The organism is Pseudoruegeria sp. SK021, assembly GCF_002119405.1.
Lineage (GTDB): Bacteria > Pseudomonadota > Alphaproteobacteria > Rhodobacterales > Rhodobacteraceae > Meridianimarinicoccus.
In genome coordinates this window covers 1-18,555 of sequence record NZ_MTBG01000002.1, presented here as the reverse complement: position 1 = coordinate 18,555, position 18,555 = coordinate 1, and the positions used below count along the sequence as shown (strand labels likewise).

Genomic DNA, 18,555 nt, shown 5'->3' with positions numbered 1-18,555 from the left:
GACCGGGCGCAAGCCCTGACATGGTCACCCCGCCCCGGTATCGCGCTGATGCCGGGGCGGGGTTATGATGGTGCCAGATCGCAATAGCCGCGTTAACGCGTCCCTAACCGTTGGGCACTGGAGACAACGAAAAAGGGGAGCAGATTTGCCCCCCCCCTTTGATTACTCACAACACTGTGCGGTGCGTCGGTGTCTTAGCCCAAGGCATATCCCGCGCCGCGCACGGTCCGTAACGGATCACCCCCGCCATGCAGGCACAGCGCCTTGCGCAAGCGGCCAATATGGACATCGACGGTCCGGGTGTCGACATAAATGTCGCGGCCCCAGACCCGGTCTAGCAACTGTTCCCGGCTCCAGACCCGGCCCGGCTTTTCCATAAAGGTGGACAGCAGGCGAAATTCCGTCGGCCCAAGTTTCAACGAGTTACCATCGCGGAACACTTTGTGGCTTTCGGCGTCGAGGCGGATGTCCTCATATTCCAGAACCTCCCCGACCGTCGCAGGACGGGTCCGGCGCAATTGCGACCGCACCCGGGCGATCAGCTCGGACACCGAATACGGCTTGACCACGTAGTCGTCGGCGCCGGTTTCCAAGCCGCGAACCCGGTCGACCTCTTCGGAACGGGCGGACAGCATGATGATCGGAACGGCGCGAGTTTCCACCCGCGACTTTAGTTGCCGGCATATCTCGATGCCCGACACGTTCGGCAGCATCCAGTCCAGAACAATCAGGTCCGGGGTCTGTTCCTTGACCAGAATCAAGGCCTCTTCGCCGTTCTCGGCCTTGGCCACGCCGAACCCTTCTGCCGAAAGGTTATAGGCAAGCATCTCGCGCTGCGCCGGTTCGTCTTCTACCACCAGAACAAGGGGTTGGGATGCGGTGGCCAAGGGGTCAGCCCTCCTTCTCGGAGGTCATGAAGGCGGTGCGGTCGCCTTTGGGACGGTCATCGGCCGGCATCTCGCCGGTGATGAGGTAAATCACCTGATCCGCAATCGAGGTCACGTGATCACCCATCCGTTCGGTGTTTTTTGCGATGAAGTGCAGATGCATACAACCGGTGATGTTGCGCGGATCTTCCATCATAAAGGTCAGAAATTGCCGGAACATCGCGTTGTACATCTGATCGACTTCGGCATCGCGAACCCGAACATCATGCGCCAATGCCAGATCGCGGCGGATATAGGCATCCAGCGCATCTTTCAGCATCAATTCAACCATTTGCGCCATCCGCCGAATGTCAGCATAGGCGTCTGGGATGTGGTTCATCTGGGCCAAAACGAAAGTCCGCTTCGCCATATTCTTGGAAAAGTCGCCGATCCGTTCCAGATTGCCGCTGATTTTCATGACCGACAAGGCGGTTCGCAGATCGACAGCCACCGGCGCACGCAACGCGATCAGGCGCGCAGCTTCTTCGTTGATCTGGATTTCAAGTTCATCGATCAGAAGGTCGCGACGACGCACTTCCTCTGCCAGTTCTTCGTCGCGGGTTTCCAGCGATTTTGCCGCATCTAAAATCGACGTTTCAACCAATCCACCCATCCGCATGATATGCGCCTGAACAGCCTCAAGTTCCCGGTCGAAGACCGAAGATATATGTCCGTTTGCCACGATAATGCCTCTTTTAGCCGATGCGTCCGGTGATGTAGCTTTCCGTGCGCGGGTCTCTTGGGTTGTTGAAAATTTCGCCGGTTTCGCCGAATTCCACCATTTCGCCAAGATGGAAAAACGCGGTCTTTTGGCTGACACGCGCCGCCTGCTGCATCGAGTGCGTGACGATCACGACCGAAAAGCTTTCGCGCAATTCGTCGATCAGTTCCTCAACCTGTGCCGTCGCGATCGGGTCGAGCGCGGAGCAAGGTTCGTCCATCAACAGGACCTCAGGTTCGGTGGCGACGGCACGGGCGATGCAAAGCCGCTGCTGCTGCCCGCCGGACAGGCCGGTTCCCGGTGAATGCAGGCGATCCTTAACTTCGTTCCAGATCGCGCCGCGACGCAGGGATTTCTCGACGATCTCGTCCAGGTCATCCTTGGATTGCGCCAGCCCGTGAATCCGCGGGCCGTAGGCCACGTTGTCGTAGATCGATTTGGGAAAGGGGTTTGGCTTTTGAAACACCATTCCGACCATGGCACGCAATTGCACCGGATCGACCCGCTTGTCGTAAATATCGTTGCCGTCGATGGTGATCTTGCCTTCGACGCGGCAGCTATCGATGGTGTCGTTCATGCGGTTCAGACAGCGCAAGAACGTCGACTTGCCGCAGCCCGATGGACCGATGAATGCGGTCACAGCCTTGTCTTCGATATTGACGTTGACGCCTTTGATCGCATGGGTGCTGCCGTAGTAAACATCCACGTTTTCACCCGAAATCTTAGTATCGCGGGTCCCGACCTTACGCTCTGTCATGCGCATATCGTTCATCTGAGTATTCCTCTCACCAGCGTCGTACGAGGCGACGGCGCAAAATAATAGCTGTAGGTATGGTTGTGATGGCCGGGCGTCCCGAACCTAGAGGTGCAGCAGGCTGCGGGAGGCAAGCCTGTAATGCCTTTGGGGGCCGACGTGATGATTGCGATCTGGGTCATTCCGATCAGAGCCAGACCGACGGCGAACGCATCGTGTTCGGCAACGGGGTCACATTTGGCCTAGCTGCGGCATCCCACACCAGAGGTGCGGTGATCGGTTTGGCAAACTGCATCTCACGCTCCTGACTGTGGCGACGATACGCCCAGGTAGGGCCTTCTCGTCCAGCGAGTTAGGCCTCCACAAAGTCGCTTTTATAACACTTTCATGACAGTTTTGTAACAGTCAAGGCTGTGTATAATTTACTGTTTGAATTCAAGGGCCTGAAATTGGCAAAACAATTGAGAAACAACTGCCCTTGCCCAGATCACTGGCGATTTTCAAGCGTCCGCGATGCCGGTTGGCAATGTGCTTTACGATCGCTAGGCCCAATCCGGTGCCCCCAAGGTCCCGGGAACGGTGATTGTCGGCGCGGTAGAATCGCTCGGTCAGCCGGTGCAGATGGATGGAATCGATGCCGGCACCAAAATCGCGCACGTCCACTTGCAGGCCCGGAGCCCGCATGATCGGATCACGAGGCACGAGCACGATGTCGATCTCGATCCGGCCACCGGAACTGCCATATTTGATCGCGTTCTCGATCAGGTTGGTAAAAACCTGCATCAATTGGTCGGCATCGCCTTGCACCCGTTTCTGGGCCTCGGGCAACGGCGCATTGATCACCACCTCGACGCCTGCGCTTTCGGCCAGCGGCCGCAGGCTGTGGCAGACAGCTTGGACAAGGTCTTGCAGGTCTTGTAATTGGGTGGGCCTGACCCGCTCTTCGGTTTCGACCCGGGATAGGGACAGCAGGTCATCCACCAGCCGATTCATCCGCTCGGCCTCGCGTTCCATCGTCTCTAGAAACCGGTCCCGGGCCTCGACATCGTTGCGGGCTGGTCCGCGCAAGGTTTCGATGAACCCAAGGATCGCGGTTAATGGGGTGCGCAATTCATGACTGACATTCGCGACGAAATCGCGCCGCATCTGCCCGGCGGTTTCGAAGGAAGTGACATCTTCGAGGCTGACCAATACCCCAAGCCCCGACCCGTTCTGGACCGGCGCACAGATGACACGGTACAGGGTTTCCTGCGCATGATCCTTGGCACTGTATCGGGCTTCTTGGCGTTCCTTGCTGCTGTAAACACGCGAGATTGCGTCAAGGATCGCCGGTTGGCGCAGGACGCTGAAGTAATGCCGCCCCTCCATGCCGGAGCCGAACATTTCGGTGGCGGGTGCATTCAGCAATTTAAGGCTTTGATCCGCACCGATCAGCACCAACGGCATCGGCACTCCGGACAGAACAGCGTTCAGAAGTTCAGAGTTCACGATCGCGCACCCTGTCCGTCGACGGGATATCACTCGAAAGGCGCTGCTTTACTGCAGTCTTGCAGGTCATTCGTCGGACATCCTTAGTTCAATTGTGACACGCGACCTCCTGCAGTGACGGCATCACGAGGGGGGAAGCGGCTGTGTTCGGCGGCATCGGAGCGCAAGCCGGTTCGGGACGAGACCCGATCCGTGCTCTTTAGCAGGCAGATCATGACAGTTCTGTGTCAACGAGCCGGGCAACCGTGTTATAGTGCGCGCAACCCGTCGCGGAACCGGCGCATGTTGGTCTGATAGGATGCGGCGGATTTTAGCAATGCCGCCTGTGCGTCGGCGTCCAGCACCCGCACAACTTTGCCCGGTGCGCCCATCACCAACGATCCATCCGGGATCTCTTTGCCTTCGGTGATCAAGGCACCTGCCCCGATCAAGCATCCCTGCCCGATCCGCGCCCCATTCAGTACGGTTGCCCCCATCCCGATCAAGGTGCCATCCCCGATGGTGCAGCCATGCAGCATGGCCTTGTGGCCGATGGTGCAATTGGCGCCAATGGTCAGTGGGAACCCCATATCGGTATGCAGAACGCAGTTTTCCTGAATATTGCTGCCGTTGCCAACGGTGATGGCTTCGTTGTCGCCGCGCAAAGTTGCGCCGAACCAAACTGAACTGCCGGTCATCAGAATGATCCGCCCGATCAGGTTGGCATCCGGGGCCACCCAGACGTCACCGTCTTCAGGGAATTCCGGCGCTATGCCGTCCAAACTGTACAAGGTCATGCCCGCTCCTCAAATTCGGTGTTCAAGCTCCGCACCCGGTCCATCAAGCCCGGCTGGCGACTGCGCTTTAGGCGCTCGGCGGTGACAATCGCCTGCACGTCGGCTTCGGCCTGTGCCAGATCGTTATTCACAAGCACATAGTCATATTCTGCCCAGTGACTGATTTCATCACGACTGCGCATCATCCGTCCGGCAATGACATCCTGCGGATCCTGCCCGCGGGAGTTTAATCGCCGTTCCAGTTCGGCGATCGAGGGTGGCAACACGAAGATTGAGACCACGTCCTCGGCCCGTACTGAGTTGCGCACTTGTTGGCCGCCCTGCCAGTCAATGTCGAAGAGAACGTCATGCCCCTCGGCCAGCGCTGCAAGAACCGGCGCTTTGGGCGAGCCATAGAGGTTCTCAAACACCTCTGCATGTTCGAGCATTTCTTCGCGTTCGACCATGGCTTGAAACGTCTCCCGGTCGTGAAAGAAGTATTCGCGCCCGTGCTCTTCACCGGTGCGCGGGGTGCGCGTGGTCGCTGAGACCGAAAAGCGGATCGAGGGATCCCAGTCGCGCAATTTGCGCGCCAGCGTCGATTTTCCGGCACCGGAGGGCGATGAAAGTATGACCAGAAGGCCGCGTCGATTTACCATGATCATCGCTTTCCTGCAAAATGAGTGGGCGCAGATGCGCGTGCTGGCCCGCAAACGTCAAGATCGAACTGGTGAAAAACGTCAAACAAACCCGAGGCGTGCAGGGCGTCACCTTCTACGCTTTGGCAGAAGTCATGTCTAAAAGACATCTCATTCGGCTCTGTTGGTCGTATCAGCGATTAACCAGCCCTATCTAATGCGCATCGCTTTTGACGCAATTTATGTTCAAACTCATTTCAAGCTGCTCAGGCCGGTCTTTTCAACCTGATCGACGAGCGCCTTTGTGAAAAAGTGTTAAAACTCGGTGTGGAGTCTGTTATATGTGTGTTCAAGATGGCGCGTCTGTCGTCAATTCTTCCGGCAATATCGTGTCGATGGTCAACATCAGAGTTGCAATGAAACATCCCGCTATGGCCCAGGTAGAAGCGTATTGGGAAGGTCTGAGGGGCGGTCGTCCGATCCCCTTCCGGTCTGAGATAGACCCGCGTGGCATTGATCGGGCGCTGGAACATGCCTTCATTCTTGAACGGATTGCCCCCGGCGTCGCCCGCTTTCGGCTTGCGGGCAGCCATCTGAACGACCTGATGGGGATGGAGGTCCGGGGCATGCCAGTCACCACCTTGTTCACCCCCGACGCCCGCCGCCAGATCAGCGATGCCATGGAACACCTGTTTGAACAGCCTGCCACGGTCCGCTTTCATCTCGTCGCGGAAACCGGGTTTGGCAAACCAGCCCTGACAGCGGATGTGCTGCTATTGCCGCTGAAAAGCGATTTGGGCGATGTCAGCCGGGCGCTTGGATGCCTCGTGACCGAGGGACAAATTGGTCGGACGCCCCGTCGGTTCGATCTGGAGGCCGTCGAGGTTCTGCCGGTGGCTGGGGTCGCGGTGTTCCCCGACAGCGCTCCGGCGGTTCCAGCGCGCGGTATTCCTGCCTCGGATGTCCCGGCCGAAACCGTTGGCTTTGCCGAGGACCAAAAGCCGTTCGCGGCCCTTGAGAAAAGAACTGCCGCATCCAAACTGACATGCAAGACCGCGCCGCCCTATTTGCGGTTGGTCTCGTCCAACGACGACACCGAATAGGCGTGACCTGGTGGACAAAAAAAGGGCGGTGTCACCGACACCGCCCCTTTTTATATTCGTTAAGCTAATGCCTGAGATCAGACTGCCGCGACGGCGGTCTGTTCTTGGGTCGCCCGAATTTCCTCGGCCACCAGAAACGCCAGTTCCAGCGATTGGCTGGCATTCAGACGCGGGTCGCACGCGGTGTGATAGCGGGAGGACAAATCGTCATCGGTCACATCACGCACGCCGCCGGTGCATTCCGTCACATCGCGGCCGGTCATTTCAAAATGAACGCCGCCCGGATGCGTGCCTTCGGCTTTGTGAATTTCGAAGAACTCCCGCACTTCGCGCAAGACACTTTCAAACGGACGGGTCTTATAGCCCGACGCCGACTTGATCGTGTTTCCGTGCATCGGATCACAGGACCAGACCACGTTCGCCCCTTCTTGGCGCACGCATTCGACCAGACGCGGCAAGTGATCCCCGACGGACCCGGCGCCAAACCGCGCAATCAGGGTCAAGCGACCGGCCTCGTTCTCGGGGTTGAGCCGTTCCATCAACAGCTTCAGGTCCTCGACAGTCATGGACGGGCCGCATTTCAGACCGATCGGGTTTTGGACGCCGCGACAGAAATCCACATGCGCGCCGTCAGGCTGCCGGGTGCGATCGCCGATCCAGATCAGGTGACCAGAGCCGGCGACAGGCAGGCCAGTGGTGGAATCGATCCGGCACAGCGCTTCTTCGTATTCCAGAAGCAGCGCCTCGTGGCTGGTGTAGAAATCCACCGACCGCAGGGTATGCGCTGTGTCAGCCGACACGCCCGCTGCCTTCATGAAGTCCAGCGCGTCCGAAATTCGGTTGGCCATATCGCGGTAGAGTTCTGCCTCATCCCGGTCAGTGAAGCCCAAGGTCCAAGCGTGCACCTGATGGACGTCGGCATACCCGCCATGGCTGAACGCGCGCAGCAGGTTCAACGACGCTGCCGATTGCGTATAGGCCTGCAGCATCCGCTGCGGATCTGGGATGCGCGACTCGGCTGTGAATGCGATGTCGTTGACGATGTCACCGCGATACGATGGAAGTTCGATCCCACCGACGGTTTCGGTTGCCGCCGACCGCGGCTTGGCGAACTGCCCGGCCATGCGCCCGACTTTCACCACCGGGACTTTCGCGGCATAGGTCAGGACCATCGCCATTTGCAACATGACTTTGAATGTGTCGCGAATACCGACCGCGTCGAATTCTGAGAAGCTTTCGGCGCAATCGCCGCCCTGCAGCAGAAATGCCTCGCCGCGTGAGACCTGTGCCAATTGGCTTTTCAGGGTCCGCACCTCGCCCGCAAACACCAACGGAGGATACTTCGCGAGTTTCGCCTCGACATCGGCAAGTGCAACCGCGTCGGTATAATCCGGCATTTGAACCCGAGGTTTTTGTCTCCAGTCCGCTTTGTTCCAGGCCCGTGTCATAGCTTCCTCCGCTTGGGACTGATCCGCCTATTGGATCGGGTGGCTGTGTATAGCCGGGCTTTTGGGAAATGGAAACACGCGCAACGCCGCAAGTTGTATGATCGCCTCTGTAGAACGGGGACGTGGCTGACCTATCGTGTCGGTATTCCGAGTTCGGGATGACGTCTGACCGGCGTGCCGACCCGGCGCCGGCCGCCAACGGGATGAAAACGGGTCAGACCGCCCTTCCCGCCCCGGTTGAAATGGCCGCAACCATCACCCCAATCACATTGTTTTCAAATTTAGGCAGGATTCGACTTGAACCGGCTGAAAACCGCAGTATACCGCACCGCACGGAGAGGTGGCCGAGTGGTCGAAGGCGCACGCCTGGAAAGTGTGTAGGCGGGAGACCGTCTCCAGGGTTCGAATCCCTGTCTCTCCGCCATAGATTCCGGCGAAAACCTTGGGATCAAACATGGAAACGATGCTCCATTGGTTCGGGGGTACAGTTCTGCTGACCGAGTTTGGTCGGGCCGATTGTATTTGATACGTAACACAGAGCATGCGGCGCATCCATATAGCTCGGGTCGACTGGGAATCTTGGTCGGCGTCAGGCAAATGCCGCCCTTCGCAGTCCGGTCACGCCGCATCCTCACCAAACTGGCGCATGTTGGAGATGAGTGGAAAGCTGTTGGTCCCCTAAAAGAGAATTGGCACCTTACAACCTAAGTGCCAATTAAGGTAAGACCTACCCTTTGATGTCATCGACAGTGGGCGGCAAGCAGAAGCTCGCTGGGAGTGCAAGAAAAATTTTTCTTATTGAATTTTCAGACGTTCAGCCATGCTAACTCACCGAACTCCGAGCTTCGAAACTACGGGCCACTTCTTGTCGTTGCCGATCTAACCTGTAGGTTCCCCAAAAAATGTGGCGCCCAAACTCGTCGTTGGACACTCGATGTGAGCAGCGATGGAAGCTGCCACTATTCTGGTGCAGTGTCAATCACGGCGGCAAAAGGGGCCATTTACCGGCGCAAAAAAGGGGCCACGCTCGGGATGCCGGCGGCGCTCTGGCGCGTGTGCGCCCCACATAGCTAACGCGTGCCAGAGCGCGCTGGCCGTAGGCCAGCACTAATGCTGTTTTGGGGAGTTCAGTCCTGGAGTTTTCGGCTCTGTCTCAGCCGGTAGCTGTCGCCGTTCATTTCCAAAATATGCACATGGTGGGTCAAGCGATCCAAGATGGCACCGGTAAGGCGTTTGGAGCCGAAGACTTCGGTCCATTCATCAAATGCAAGTTAGACGTGATGACGATCGAGCCGCGCTCATAGCGCTGCGAGATGACTTCGAACAGCAACTCTGCGTCGGTTTTGCTCAGGGGAACGAAGCCGAGTTCATCGATGATCAACAGGTCCTGACTTGCCATCAGCTTTTGTAGCCGTTGCAACCGCCGGTCATCAGCCGCTTCGATCAACTCATGCAGTGAGCCATTGATGCGCCATCGGTTCGAGCACAATGGCGAACGCGGCGGCTGTCGTGAATCGGACCTTCAGGCCCTTCTGGCAAGCCGCGAGGCCAAGGCCCAAAGCGATGTGGGACTTGCCGGTTCCTGAAGGACCCAGAGCAATAATGTTTTCGCGGCGATCCGCGTGTTCGCAACGGGCAAGTTCCATGGTCAGGACCTTGTTGAGCGACGGGATGGCCTTGAAGTCGAAGCTGTCGAGACTTTTCGTGGCCGGAAACTTTGCCGCTTTGATCCGCCGTTCGACCATCCGGCGTTCGCGCCAGCGGGCGTCCGCCCGCAAGTCATGATTTGGCGGCGCACGCCGCCGGGCAACTCCAACTCGCAAAGCCGCTGCAGATACTGCACAGGATCTTTGCCCTCTGCTGCGCCCCGCGTACGTCCGCAGGCAACTCACCAAATTGGCGGCGCACGCCGCCGGACGGGCCAGCTTGTCATATTCGCTCTTGAACGTCGGCAATCGCAGCGCCTTGAGGTGATGCTGCAATAGAACCTGCGGGGTGTCGCTCATGCCGGTTCTCCCGACATCAGGCTCATGTAGCTGGCCGGGTTCGTCGTCCCGACCTGTGCTCTGGGCAGATAGGGATAGATGTCGAGATCAAGGCGGGGCGGACGCCGCTCGATCCGGCACAGGACAAGATGCTTCACGGCATCATAGCCGATGGCCCCAAGATCCAATGCCTGACGGATCGCAGCGTGCAGATGGATCAGGTCAAACGTTTCCAGCAGACGCAGAACCTGACCATACTCACGCTTGCCCTTCTTCCCCATCCGCGCCTCCAATAGCCGGCGCAGCGTGGCGAATTCGTCGGGCAGGTCCCAGCCTTGCAGAGATGAGGAGGACCCGTGGACCTTCCAGTGGAAGGTCCGCCCGACGAATGCCTGATCGAGCGCACCGACCTTCTGCTCCAGCAACGGCAGGTAATGCATCGGGTCGAACACCATGTCGGCGCGTGCGTAAGACCGGCGGTGGCGGGCAATCACCTCGGTCCCGCAGCCAACCACAACCTCATGGACGTCATGCCGGAGGCATGCTTTCAGCATGATACCCCGAACCTGAACCTCGTGATGGGCATAAGCGACCGGCACCGAGTAATCGTTGTTGCGATATCGGACCATTGAGATCGATGTCGCCCGCGTGCTGACCTTATCGCAGGCATTATAAGGCATGGGGTAACCCCATCAGCGCATCCAGGTCCCGCATCAGACGCTCACCGACGGTCTCGGAATGTCCGCGAAGACTGTCGTCTTGCCGTTTCAGGCACTGTCCTTCCAGCATGCGACCATGGTCCTCGGACCGATGGCAGACAAGATCACATCGTTCAACGCATCGAAGCTGTCGAACCGCGGCGCGGGAACGAGGAAATTCCGCCGCCCATAGCCGATCACACCCTCGACGTTGCCTTTATCGTTGCCCTTGCCCGGTCGGCCAAACTTGTCGTCGAACAGGTAATGCGACTGCAATTCCGAAAAGACACGGGTACGCAACCGGACCCCATCGCCCAGAATCTTCGCCACCGCGATCGTCACTCGACCATTGTCCTCGGACCAATGGCGGACAAGGTCTCGTTGTCGTAGAGGACCTGCAACGGAACGCCGCCGAAGAAGGCAAATGCAGCGTCCGCCATGGGCCTCGGACCGATGGCGCTCCCAATGTCGACCATCGCGAAGGAGTGCAGCTTGCACTCGACCCCGGCAATCACCCCCAGCGTCTCGCCGAAATCAACCTGAGCATGCCCCGGCGCATGTGAGAGCGGCACGAACACTTCCCGCGTCCGGCGCTTCGATCCGCGCACGTAATCGGTGACGATGGTAATCCCGCCCGTGAAGCCATGCTCGTCGCGCAGCCGCGCATGAATGCGCTTGGCAGTGTGCCGCTGTTTCTTGAGTTTGCTCTTATCCTTTTCGAGGATCTGGTCGATCACCGCCACAAAGGGATCAAGCTTCGGGCGGAGCGGTGGCTCTTTGCGTTGATACCCCGGAGGCACCGAATGCTGCAGGATCTTCGACACCGTCTTGCGGTCAATCCCGAACAGACGCGCTGCCTCGCGCGCACTCATACCCTCGACAGGGCACGCTTTGCGCACCCAGTTATAAAGTTCCACAGAATACATCTCCCGGCCCTCAGCTTCCGCCCCGGGCATCAGAATGGCGGACTTTTACTCCGCGACGGTCAGGTAATCCGACCGTTTCTGTGGACCAGTTTGCCTCCGGGATTCACACGCTTGGTCAAGGGCGGCTTTGGTGAAGATTTTTTGATGCGGGCCGGAGTGTGAGGGTTGGACTTGTTGCTTGGTCGGCCCGCATTGGAAAATCTCCCAAGGTGGAAGCCGCGTGGGCTTGGCAATGTCTATGGGGAAAGTGCGCTGTCGGTCGGTTCAGCGGTGATTATCGCGGATCGTCTGGCGTTTTTCAAGATGCTAGCCGGTGGCGTATCCCTACACGGTGACGCCGTTAGAACAACAAGGTGAGATGGGACTGGACCTGCATGGCACATGGGCGCTCGCGCTGCACACCGTGACCGGACCGGATCTGCGCGATGCAGCCAGTGTGAGCGTTGGATGGGTGACATGGGTTCTGTCATGCGGCTTGCTCCCTTGGTGGCGCGCGGGACATCGGTTTCTGGCCGCGTCGGAATATCTCAATGATGCGCATGGGGCTGCCACAGCACGGGCATGGTTCGCGCAGCGTGAGAGGGGTGTCGTCTGGCTCAGTATCTTCGACATCTGCCTGATCTGGCGGCTGGACACAGAGAAACGCACGGATTTTGGCGAGGTTGGTCTTGCGCATGCCACTGGCCAGAAGGCCCTAGTGCCGGATGCGATGGAAGCCATCAGGCAGGACGTGGATCAGAAAGCGGCGGATGAAATCGTGCGTGGGGAGGTGCATGACCTTTTGACGATTGTCGTTCTTGACGCGGTAATCCTTCCAGCGGAACGTGACAGTGTTGGCATCGGCGCTGACGAGGCGATGGTTTGAGATCGCCACCCGGTGGGTGTAACGGCTCAGATAGGTGAGTACAGCCTCGGGGCTGCCGAAGGGTGGCTTGGCATACACCAACCATTCAGATTTGTGGAAGGGGGCGAGCCATGCTGCGAAGGCATCCATCCCCGCCAGGTGTTCCAAATCGCCGAAGAAGGCGAGCTCCCCGGCACGATGCAGTGCCATCAGCCCGTCCAGAAACAGGCGGCGGAATAGGCGCGACAGTACGCGCAAATGCAGAAAGAACCCGGGCTTACAGGCGACCCACCTTGCGCCTTTCGGCGACAGGCCGCCACCAGGCACGATCATGTGGATGTGCGGATGGTGGGTCATCGCTGAACCCGTCGTGTCGAAGACGCGCCTTTGGCACGACGTATGCAAGACGCTGGTCATGCCGACCTTCGCACCCATACGCTTGGGATCGGCAGCGATGGTCATCACCGTTCCCGCCGACGCCTTGAATAGGAGGCCGTAGACGGCCTTCTTGTTCCAATAGGCGATCTGCGCGATCTTTGCCGGTAGCGTGAAGACCTTGTGGAAATACTCGACGGGTAGCAGGTCCACGGCGCGGGCTTGCATCCAGTCGTGTGCAGCCGGTCCCTGACATTTTGGGCAATGCCGGTTCTTACAACTGTTGTAGGCGATGTGGTGGTGATCGCACTTTGGGCACGCTGCCACATGCCCACCGAGCGCCTCGGTTCGGCAAGCCTCAATCGCTGACATGACTTTGAGCTGGTTCAGACTGACATGTCCCGCACTGGCCCGCCGCCACGCGGGGCCATATCGTCGAAAGATGTCTGCAATCTCCAGTTTTGGGCGGGACAAGGCCCGCGCCGATTACTCCAGACTTCGCTTGAGGGTTTGATTTTGCAGGCCAGCCAGCATCTCAAAGGGGCTGACGGTGTCCTTGATCGTTTTGGTAGCGACGTGGGTGTATTGCGCTGTCGTCGTTAGTTTTGCATGACCCAGCAAGACCTAGATGACGCGCACGTCGGTGTTTGCCTCCAGCAGATGCGTCGCGAAACTATGGCGCAGCGTGCCGAAGGCGCGTCTACGACACGACGTGTGCAGGGTTGCCGGTTTGGAAATGCCCGCCATATGTTTGGCCGAGGTAAAGGCCCGGTTCAATTGGCGCGACGAGATCGGGTTGATGTTGGGCTTTCCGGGGAACAGCCAGCCTTCCGGGCGCGCTTCCTTCCAATACTCCTGCAACAGGCTGAGCAGACCCGGTGACAACATCACCTTGCGATCCTTGCCACCCTTGCCCTGATCCACATGGATCAGCATTCGGTCGCTATCAATGTCGCTGATCTTGAGATTGCACACCTCGGATGCGCGCAGACCCGCACCGTAAGAAATGCTGAGTGCCGCCCGGTACTTCTGACCAGGTCCAGGAGACGCCATGAGCAGATCTGACACCTCCTACACACTGAACACGACTGGCAGCTTCTTGGGCTGGGTCTTGAATTGCATGAAGCGCTTCATGTCCTCGCGCCCGCAGGTGATGCCGAAAAAATAAACGCAGCGCGACAATCCGGGTATTGAATGTCGAAGGTGTCACCCCGCTATCTGTCATGTGCAATTGATAGGCGCGCAGTTCCTCTGGTGTGGCAGTATCCGGTGAATGACCGAGAAACGTAGTGAAATTCTTGATCGCTCGGAAGTGCGACTTCTGCGCTTTGTCGCCCATCCCGCGAATGCGCATATCTTCCATCATCCGCGCGCGAAGCGGGCTCATCTTCTCCTCTGTCATGAGAACCTCCTGTCATCAGATTGAGAAACCTCAATCGTCAGTCAGGTCAGCGGGATTGCAAAATGCGCGCCGTTATGGCCGTCTCACACCATCAGTCACGTGCGCCGATGCCGCGCGAGCGGCTTAGTCCGAGGGCCGACCTTACCGATTCTCAGGTGTCGAGCGAGCCAGATGCTGCGGTGCATCGCAGGTCGGCAGTGAGCCCACTTCGCTCGATGCTGCTTGCTCCACGAATGGCTGCTTCAGAAGGGAACCTGACCAAATATAGTAAAAAAACTAAAGCACGGCGCTACTAATCTCGCGCCTCGCAAATCGCGTTGAGCGAGTTGGCCTTTCTGGTCAAGCCAACCGCATCCGCTGGCGGTGCAAATTGGAACCAAGCCGATAGGCCTCCAGCCCAATCAGTGGACCGAAATGCACCATCGCAGCACCCAGCCCACCCCAATCATGCAGCGTTGCCCAATGCAAAAGGGTCAGCACCGCTGCACCGTATACGAAGCGCTGAAGGGTTTTCCAGCGAGGGCCCAGTTTGCGAACCCACGCGTCTGTCGAAGTCACGGCCAAGGGCACGAAGATTAGAAAAGCAAGCCAACCCGTCCAGATGTAGAGTTTGGAGATTTCGCCACCCGTAAAGGCGCTCGCGCCCTCGTCAACAAGGTACAGGATCGTATGGGCCAAAGCATAGCCAAATGCCGCAACCCCAAGATAGCGCCGCCGCTTCATCAACCATCGCGGTCCACGCCAACTTTTGAACAACATCACCAACGGCGTGATCATCATCGTGATAATCATAAAGCGTGCTGCAAACTCACCTGTCGGATGCAGAAGTTGATTGACCGCCTCGGGATCGCCAGAGGTAAGGCCGATCACCATTGGTATGGCAGGCAACGTCAGGATGCCCCAAAAAGTGTAGGGTGAATTGAAAAACGCTTTAATAAGGGCCATTGAAGTTACTTTCGTTACCTTTTGCAAAACAGTGCAGTCCGTTTGCAGCGTCTAAGACCAAGGATCGGGATGTCGGGATCAACAGGAAGACGCGCATTTAGTCCGCGAGTGATCCGAAATAGTCGGCCCAGCTTTGATGAGGTCTGCCTGCGACTGCCGTAAAGTCGCTGGGCACATCGTAAACGCCAAGGCGAATACCCTCATATATGCCGACGATGATCGGTCCGATGAAATCGCCCAGTTCGGCTGTGCGATCCGCGACGTACTCTTTTGGTGTCATCTCGCGATAGGTCAACGACGTGCCGAATGCGCCGTTCAAGTGACCCGCAAGCTCGCCTTGTGTAATTGGGGTGCCCCATAGGTTAAACGTCTGGCCGTTTAAGGTGTCGTTGCTTAACAGGCAGGCATAGGCATGGGCCAACTCAGACCGGGTTGTGTAGCCGCATTTGCCCGCACCGGCGCTGTTGGCGATTTCACCTTTTGCTTTGTAGCTGGCGATGTATTCCACGTCCGGCTCGATATAAATGCCATTGCGCCCGATAGCATAAGCAAGCCCGCTGGCACGCACGTCGGCTTCGGTTTGACGGTTGCTTTGAACAAAGGGGGAGAAGGCTGTGCCGTCCTCAGCGCCTTGAATGCTGGTATAAACGATCTTTTGCACGCCTGCGCTTTTAGCGGCCTCAATAACATTTCGGTGTTGCTGAATACGGGCATCGGGGGCATCCATGCCGGACACCAGCAACAAGGTATCAACGCCGTTGAGAGACGCCCGCAACTGGTCCGGTTGTCCGTAATCGCCGGGGCGGATTTCAATTCCAAACCCTTTTGCGTTCGCCGGGGTGCGGGCCAGGCCGATGATAGTCTCACCGCCTGAGGTCTTAATCAAATTGCGTGCAATTGCTCCGCCAAGTTGGCCGGATACGGCAGTAATCGCGATTGTCATGGGATGTTCCTAGTGTCAAATTCGGTCAAGTCTTGGTTTGCGCATGTTGCCCCACAGATTTCAGCCCAGCGAAGGCCCGCTTGAGTTTGATCGCGATGCGAAGCGCCCATCCGGGTACACGTGGCATCCAATTTGTGATCGCGGGCTTATATGAGGGGCGTTGTTCCTGACGCTTGGCCCATGCCCTAACAGCCGGATAGGGTGTAAAATCGAAGCCAATGGTACCCAGAACGATGTACTGAGGAAGCCACGCGATATCAGCTATGCTTTGCGCGTCACCGACGAGGTAGTCGTGATTTGCGAGACGCAGTTCCATCTTGTCAAAGGCCTCTGCGATCATTTTGCGCGCCGCTTCGACGTCTGCATTGCTGAACCCTTCCAGCGATTTGCGGTGGAATGCGACAAGCTCTTTGTCGGGCTGAACGTCAGCATAATGCTCCATGTCAGATTTCTTTTTGGTTGCGCCATGCATGCTGCCATAGACCCAAGTCTTGATCGCCCTGATGTGCATAGACACAGCCAAATCGAACCACATATCGGCCTGAGCGGCGAGGATCGGGTCCGCAGGGACAAGCGCCGGCTGAGGAAATTGTTCTTCCAGATATGCGAGGATATCATCCGATTCCGTGACCGTAACGCCATCATGCACAATCGCGGGCACCAGACCTTTTGGGTTGATCGCAAGATACCACGGCTGGATATTTTCCTGCTTGCCCAAATTTATTTCATGGGAAACCCACTTCAGGCCCTTCTCTTCAAGCGCGAGGCGCACACGCATCGAGCAATTCGATATGCCCGCATGATACACGTGGATCCCTTTAAGCGAAGTGATTGCGGGATCATTGGTTGACAGGATTGGCATAATTTTGCTCCTCAATAGACAGTTTTCGGCTCGACGTTACGTGTCGGCAGAGTTCACTGCGGTGACGGCCTGCCACTCGATCTTCGGGCTTTCGCGGAACGCGAACCGTTCCAGATGGCTGCCGATCACGCGACATGCTTTGGTCAGGTCGGCTTGGGTTTCAGCGTTGACTGTCAGGTCCAAAACGCCTTGATCTGCTGACAAAGCGCATTGGCCAAACGGGAATTTGATCAGCCCAGCCTGCGGGTCAAACTGAACTTCGATCTTGTGTCCGAAATGCTTGCACAGTTGTTGCAAATAGCTGCTGGCCCGTTCGGTTGTGAATTTTGCGTTGCTTGTGAACATTGCTGTCTCCTGTGTGCTGAACACAGAAATAGACAGAACCGGCCTTTATGATTATCCGACATGTTGAGAAATCATTTTTACAGGAATTAGAAAGATGATCGAAGACTATCGCAGCCTCGCTGTCTTTGTCGCCATCGCCGACACAGGCAGTCTCAGTGCCGCGGGTCGTCGGCTCAAGCTTTCTACATCCGTCATCAGCCACCACCTTTCGCGATTGGAAGAACGCCAAGGCGTGACGCTGTTTTTCCGTTCAACGCGGTCCATGTCTTTGACGCCCGAAGGTCAAATCGCGCTTGATCCAGCCCGCCGAATGGTCGCCGCAGGAGAAGAGGCTTTGGACGCGATTCATGCAGGAAATGAAGAACCTGTCGGCGCGCTTCATGTGGCGATGCCGGCCTTCGGCGAGCAGAGCAAACTGCACCAAACACTATGGGGATTTGCACAGATGCACCCAATGGTCGCGATATCCCTGCAGTGCAGCGACATGCCGACCGATCTGGTAAAGGACGGATTTGATCTGGCGATCCGGTTGGGCACATTACGTAGCAGCAGCTTGAAAAACCGTCGTATTGCCGACTTTGAGCGTTTGCTGGTCGCCTCACCGGATTACCTGTCGGCGCGCCCGCCGATTGTGACCCCGCACGACCTTAAAGCGCATGACTTCATCGCGGTGACGCAAATTCCATCGATGATGGCGCTGGAACGCAAAGGCCAATCGGAGAACATTTCCCCAGAAAACCTGCGCATTGAGGTGAACACGGTAAATGCCGCCAAGGCTGCAGTGCTGGCCGGGCTGGGGATCTGGCACCTGCCGCGGAGCGTGATCGAGCAGGAAGTCATCCAGGGGAAATTGGTTCGCGTTCTACCGGACTGGAACCTACCTACACTGGGCATTTACGCTGTTTGGCCAGACATCGGACCGCAAAAAGCGCTGACCCGCCGCCTGATTGATCATTTCATAGCGCATCGTTCAGATTTGATGTTGTGAAACCTTCCCATCAAACGCGTCGCTGTCGCTCGGTGGATACACGAGTGAGCCAAGACGACCTTGCATCGCCCCGCCAAACCGAGAAATCGTGTCTCCCAAGTTCGACAAAATCGGCTCGATTTTGGGCAGGATCTTCGAGCCCCAGCATATAGTTTCAATGGGTTGGAGTCTGTGTAAGACTGATTTCGGTGAAAGTCGTGTAGTTACACGTGCTATAACTTATGTTACTTGGAATATAGCTAAAGATCGAATACTTTGCATTCCATGTTTACGCGCATCACCGAGAGCGGCGGTCGCCGCTATCTTCAGATAGTCGAGTCGTTCCGAAACGAAGCCGGCAAGCCCCGGCTGCGGGTTGTCGCCAATCTCGGGCGGGTCGACGGGATGAAAGAGGGACAGCTCGACGCCC

The 18,555-nt window shown here is 57.6% G+C and carries 14 protein-coding genes, 1 tRNA gene and 4 pseudogenes; 3 read left to right on the top strand and 16 right to left on the bottom strand.

Going from position 1 to position 18,555, the window contains the following annotated elements; translation table 11 throughout:
• Positions 1-194 precede the first annotated feature (194 nt).
• From phoB to gmk, 6 genes are all read right to left on the bottom strand, one after another.
• Positions 195-887, bottom strand: coding sequence for a phosphate regulon transcriptional regulator PhoB (gene phoB / locus BV911_RS02625; protein WP_086052042.1), 693 nt, complete (start codon positions 885-887; stop codon positions 195-197).
• A gap of 4 nt (positions 888-891) precedes the next feature.
• Positions 892-1,608 (bottom strand): phosphate signaling complex protein PhoU, encoded by a 717-nt coding sequence (phoU, locus tag BV911_RS02620; RefSeq protein ID WP_086052041.1) that lies wholly within the window; start codon positions 1,606-1,608, stop codon positions 892-894.
• A 13-nt stretch (positions 1,609-1,621) separates the two neighbouring features.
• On the bottom strand, positions 1,622-2,419 hold the full coding sequence (gene pstB, locus BV911_RS02615; RefSeq protein ID WP_086052040.1) for a phosphate ABC transporter ATP-binding protein PstB: 798 nt from the start codon (positions 2,417-2,419) through the stop codon (positions 1,622-1,624).
• Between the two features lie 417 nt (positions 2,420-2,836).
• Positions 2,837-3,889, bottom strand: coding sequence for a cell wall metabolism sensor histidine kinase WalK (locus BV911_RS02610; RefSeq protein ID WP_240512119.1), 1,053 nt, complete (start codon positions 3,887-3,889; stop codon positions 2,837-2,839).
• Positions 3,890-4,137: 248 nt separating this feature from the next.
• Entirely contained in the window at positions 4,138-4,665 is a 528-nt protein-coding gene (locus BV911_RS02605; protein ID WP_086052038.1) for a gamma carbonic anhydrase family protein, read from the bottom strand.
• Positions 4,662-5,303: a guanylate kinase gene (gene gmk, locus BV911_RS02600; protein WP_086052216.1), complete on the bottom strand. Its 642-nt coding sequence runs from the start codon at positions 5,301-5,303 to the stop codon at positions 4,662-4,664. The genes BV911_RS02605 and gmk overlap by 4 nt, the downstream gene beginning before the upstream one ends.
• A gap of 410 nt (positions 5,304-5,713) precedes the next feature.
• On the opposite strand from gmk, the gene BV911_RS02595 reads away from it, so the two are divergent.
• Positions 5,714-6,385 (top strand): PAS domain-containing protein, encoded by a 672-nt coding sequence (locus BV911_RS02595; protein ID WP_240512118.1) that lies wholly within the window; start codon positions 5,714-5,716, stop codon positions 6,383-6,385.
• A 77-nt stretch (positions 6,386-6,462) separates the two neighbouring features.
• Here BV911_RS02595 and BV911_RS02590 read toward each other — a convergent pair whose 3' ends face one another.
• Complete coding sequence (locus BV911_RS02590) at positions 6,463-7,833, bottom strand: class II 3-deoxy-7-phosphoheptulonate synthase (protein ID WP_086052037.1); 1,371 nt, start codon at positions 7,831-7,833, stop codon at positions 6,463-6,465.
• A gap of 334 nt (positions 7,834-8,167) precedes the next feature.
• Between BV911_RS02590 and BV911_RS02585 the strand changes: the two genes are divergently transcribed.
• Positions 8,168-8,257, top strand: a tRNA-Ser gene (locus BV911_RS02585).
• 703 nt (positions 8,258-8,960) lie between these two features.
• Here the strand turns inward: BV911_RS02585 and istB are convergent.
• The 8 genes and pseudogenes from istB to BV911_RS02545 form a co-directional block, all read right to left on the bottom strand.
• Positions 8,961-9,839: pseudogene (gene istB, locus BV911_RS20335) on the bottom strand (IS21-like element helper ATPase IstB).
• A pseudogene (locus BV911_RS02575) lies at positions 9,836-11,388 on the bottom strand (transposase). Before BV911_RS02575 ends, istB begins: the two co-directional pseudogenes overlap by 4 nt.
• A gap of 520 nt (positions 11,389-11,908) precedes the next feature.
• Positions 11,909-13,135: pseudogene (locus BV911_RS02570) on the bottom strand (IS91 family transposase).
• Positions 13,136-13,147: 12 nt separating this feature from the next.
• Positions 13,148-14,063: pseudogene (locus BV911_RS19730) on the bottom strand (tyrosine-type recombinase/integrase).
• 339 nt (positions 14,064-14,402) lie between these two features.
• On the bottom strand, positions 14,403-15,008 hold the full coding sequence (locus BV911_RS02560) for a sulfite oxidase heme-binding subunit YedZ (RefSeq protein WP_168183959.1): 606 nt from the start codon (positions 15,006-15,008) through the stop codon (positions 14,403-14,405).
• Between the two features lie 97 nt (positions 15,009-15,105).
• Positions 15,106-15,951 (bottom strand): NAD(P)H-binding protein, encoded by an 846-nt coding sequence (locus BV911_RS02555; protein ID WP_086052036.1) that lies wholly within the window; start codon positions 15,949-15,951, stop codon positions 15,106-15,108.
• A gap of 25 nt (positions 15,952-15,976) precedes the next feature.
• A complete protein-coding gene (locus BV911_RS02550; RefSeq protein WP_086052035.1) occupies positions 15,977-16,813 on the bottom strand; it encodes a glutathione S-transferase family protein in 837 nt (278 codons plus the stop codon).
• A gap of 36 nt (positions 16,814-16,849) precedes the next feature.
• Entirely contained in the window at positions 16,850-17,158 is a 309-nt protein-coding gene (locus BV911_RS02545; RefSeq protein ID WP_086052034.1) for a DUF2218 domain-containing protein, read from the bottom strand.
• 94 nt (positions 17,159-17,252) lie between these two features.
• Here BV911_RS02545 and BV911_RS02540 point away from each other — a divergent pair, with 94 nt between their 5' ends.
• Positions 17,253-18,146, top strand: a complete 894-nt coding sequence (locus tag BV911_RS02540) for a LysR family transcriptional regulator (protein ID WP_086052033.1) — start codon at positions 17,253-17,255, stop codon at positions 18,144-18,146.
• Positions 18,147-18,365: 219 nt separating this feature from the next.
• Here the strand turns inward: BV911_RS02540 and BV911_RS19725 are convergent.
• The coding region (locus tag BV911_RS19725) for a hypothetical protein (RefSeq protein ID WP_205963786.1) at positions 18,366-18,555 on the bottom strand (190 nt) is incomplete at its 5' end.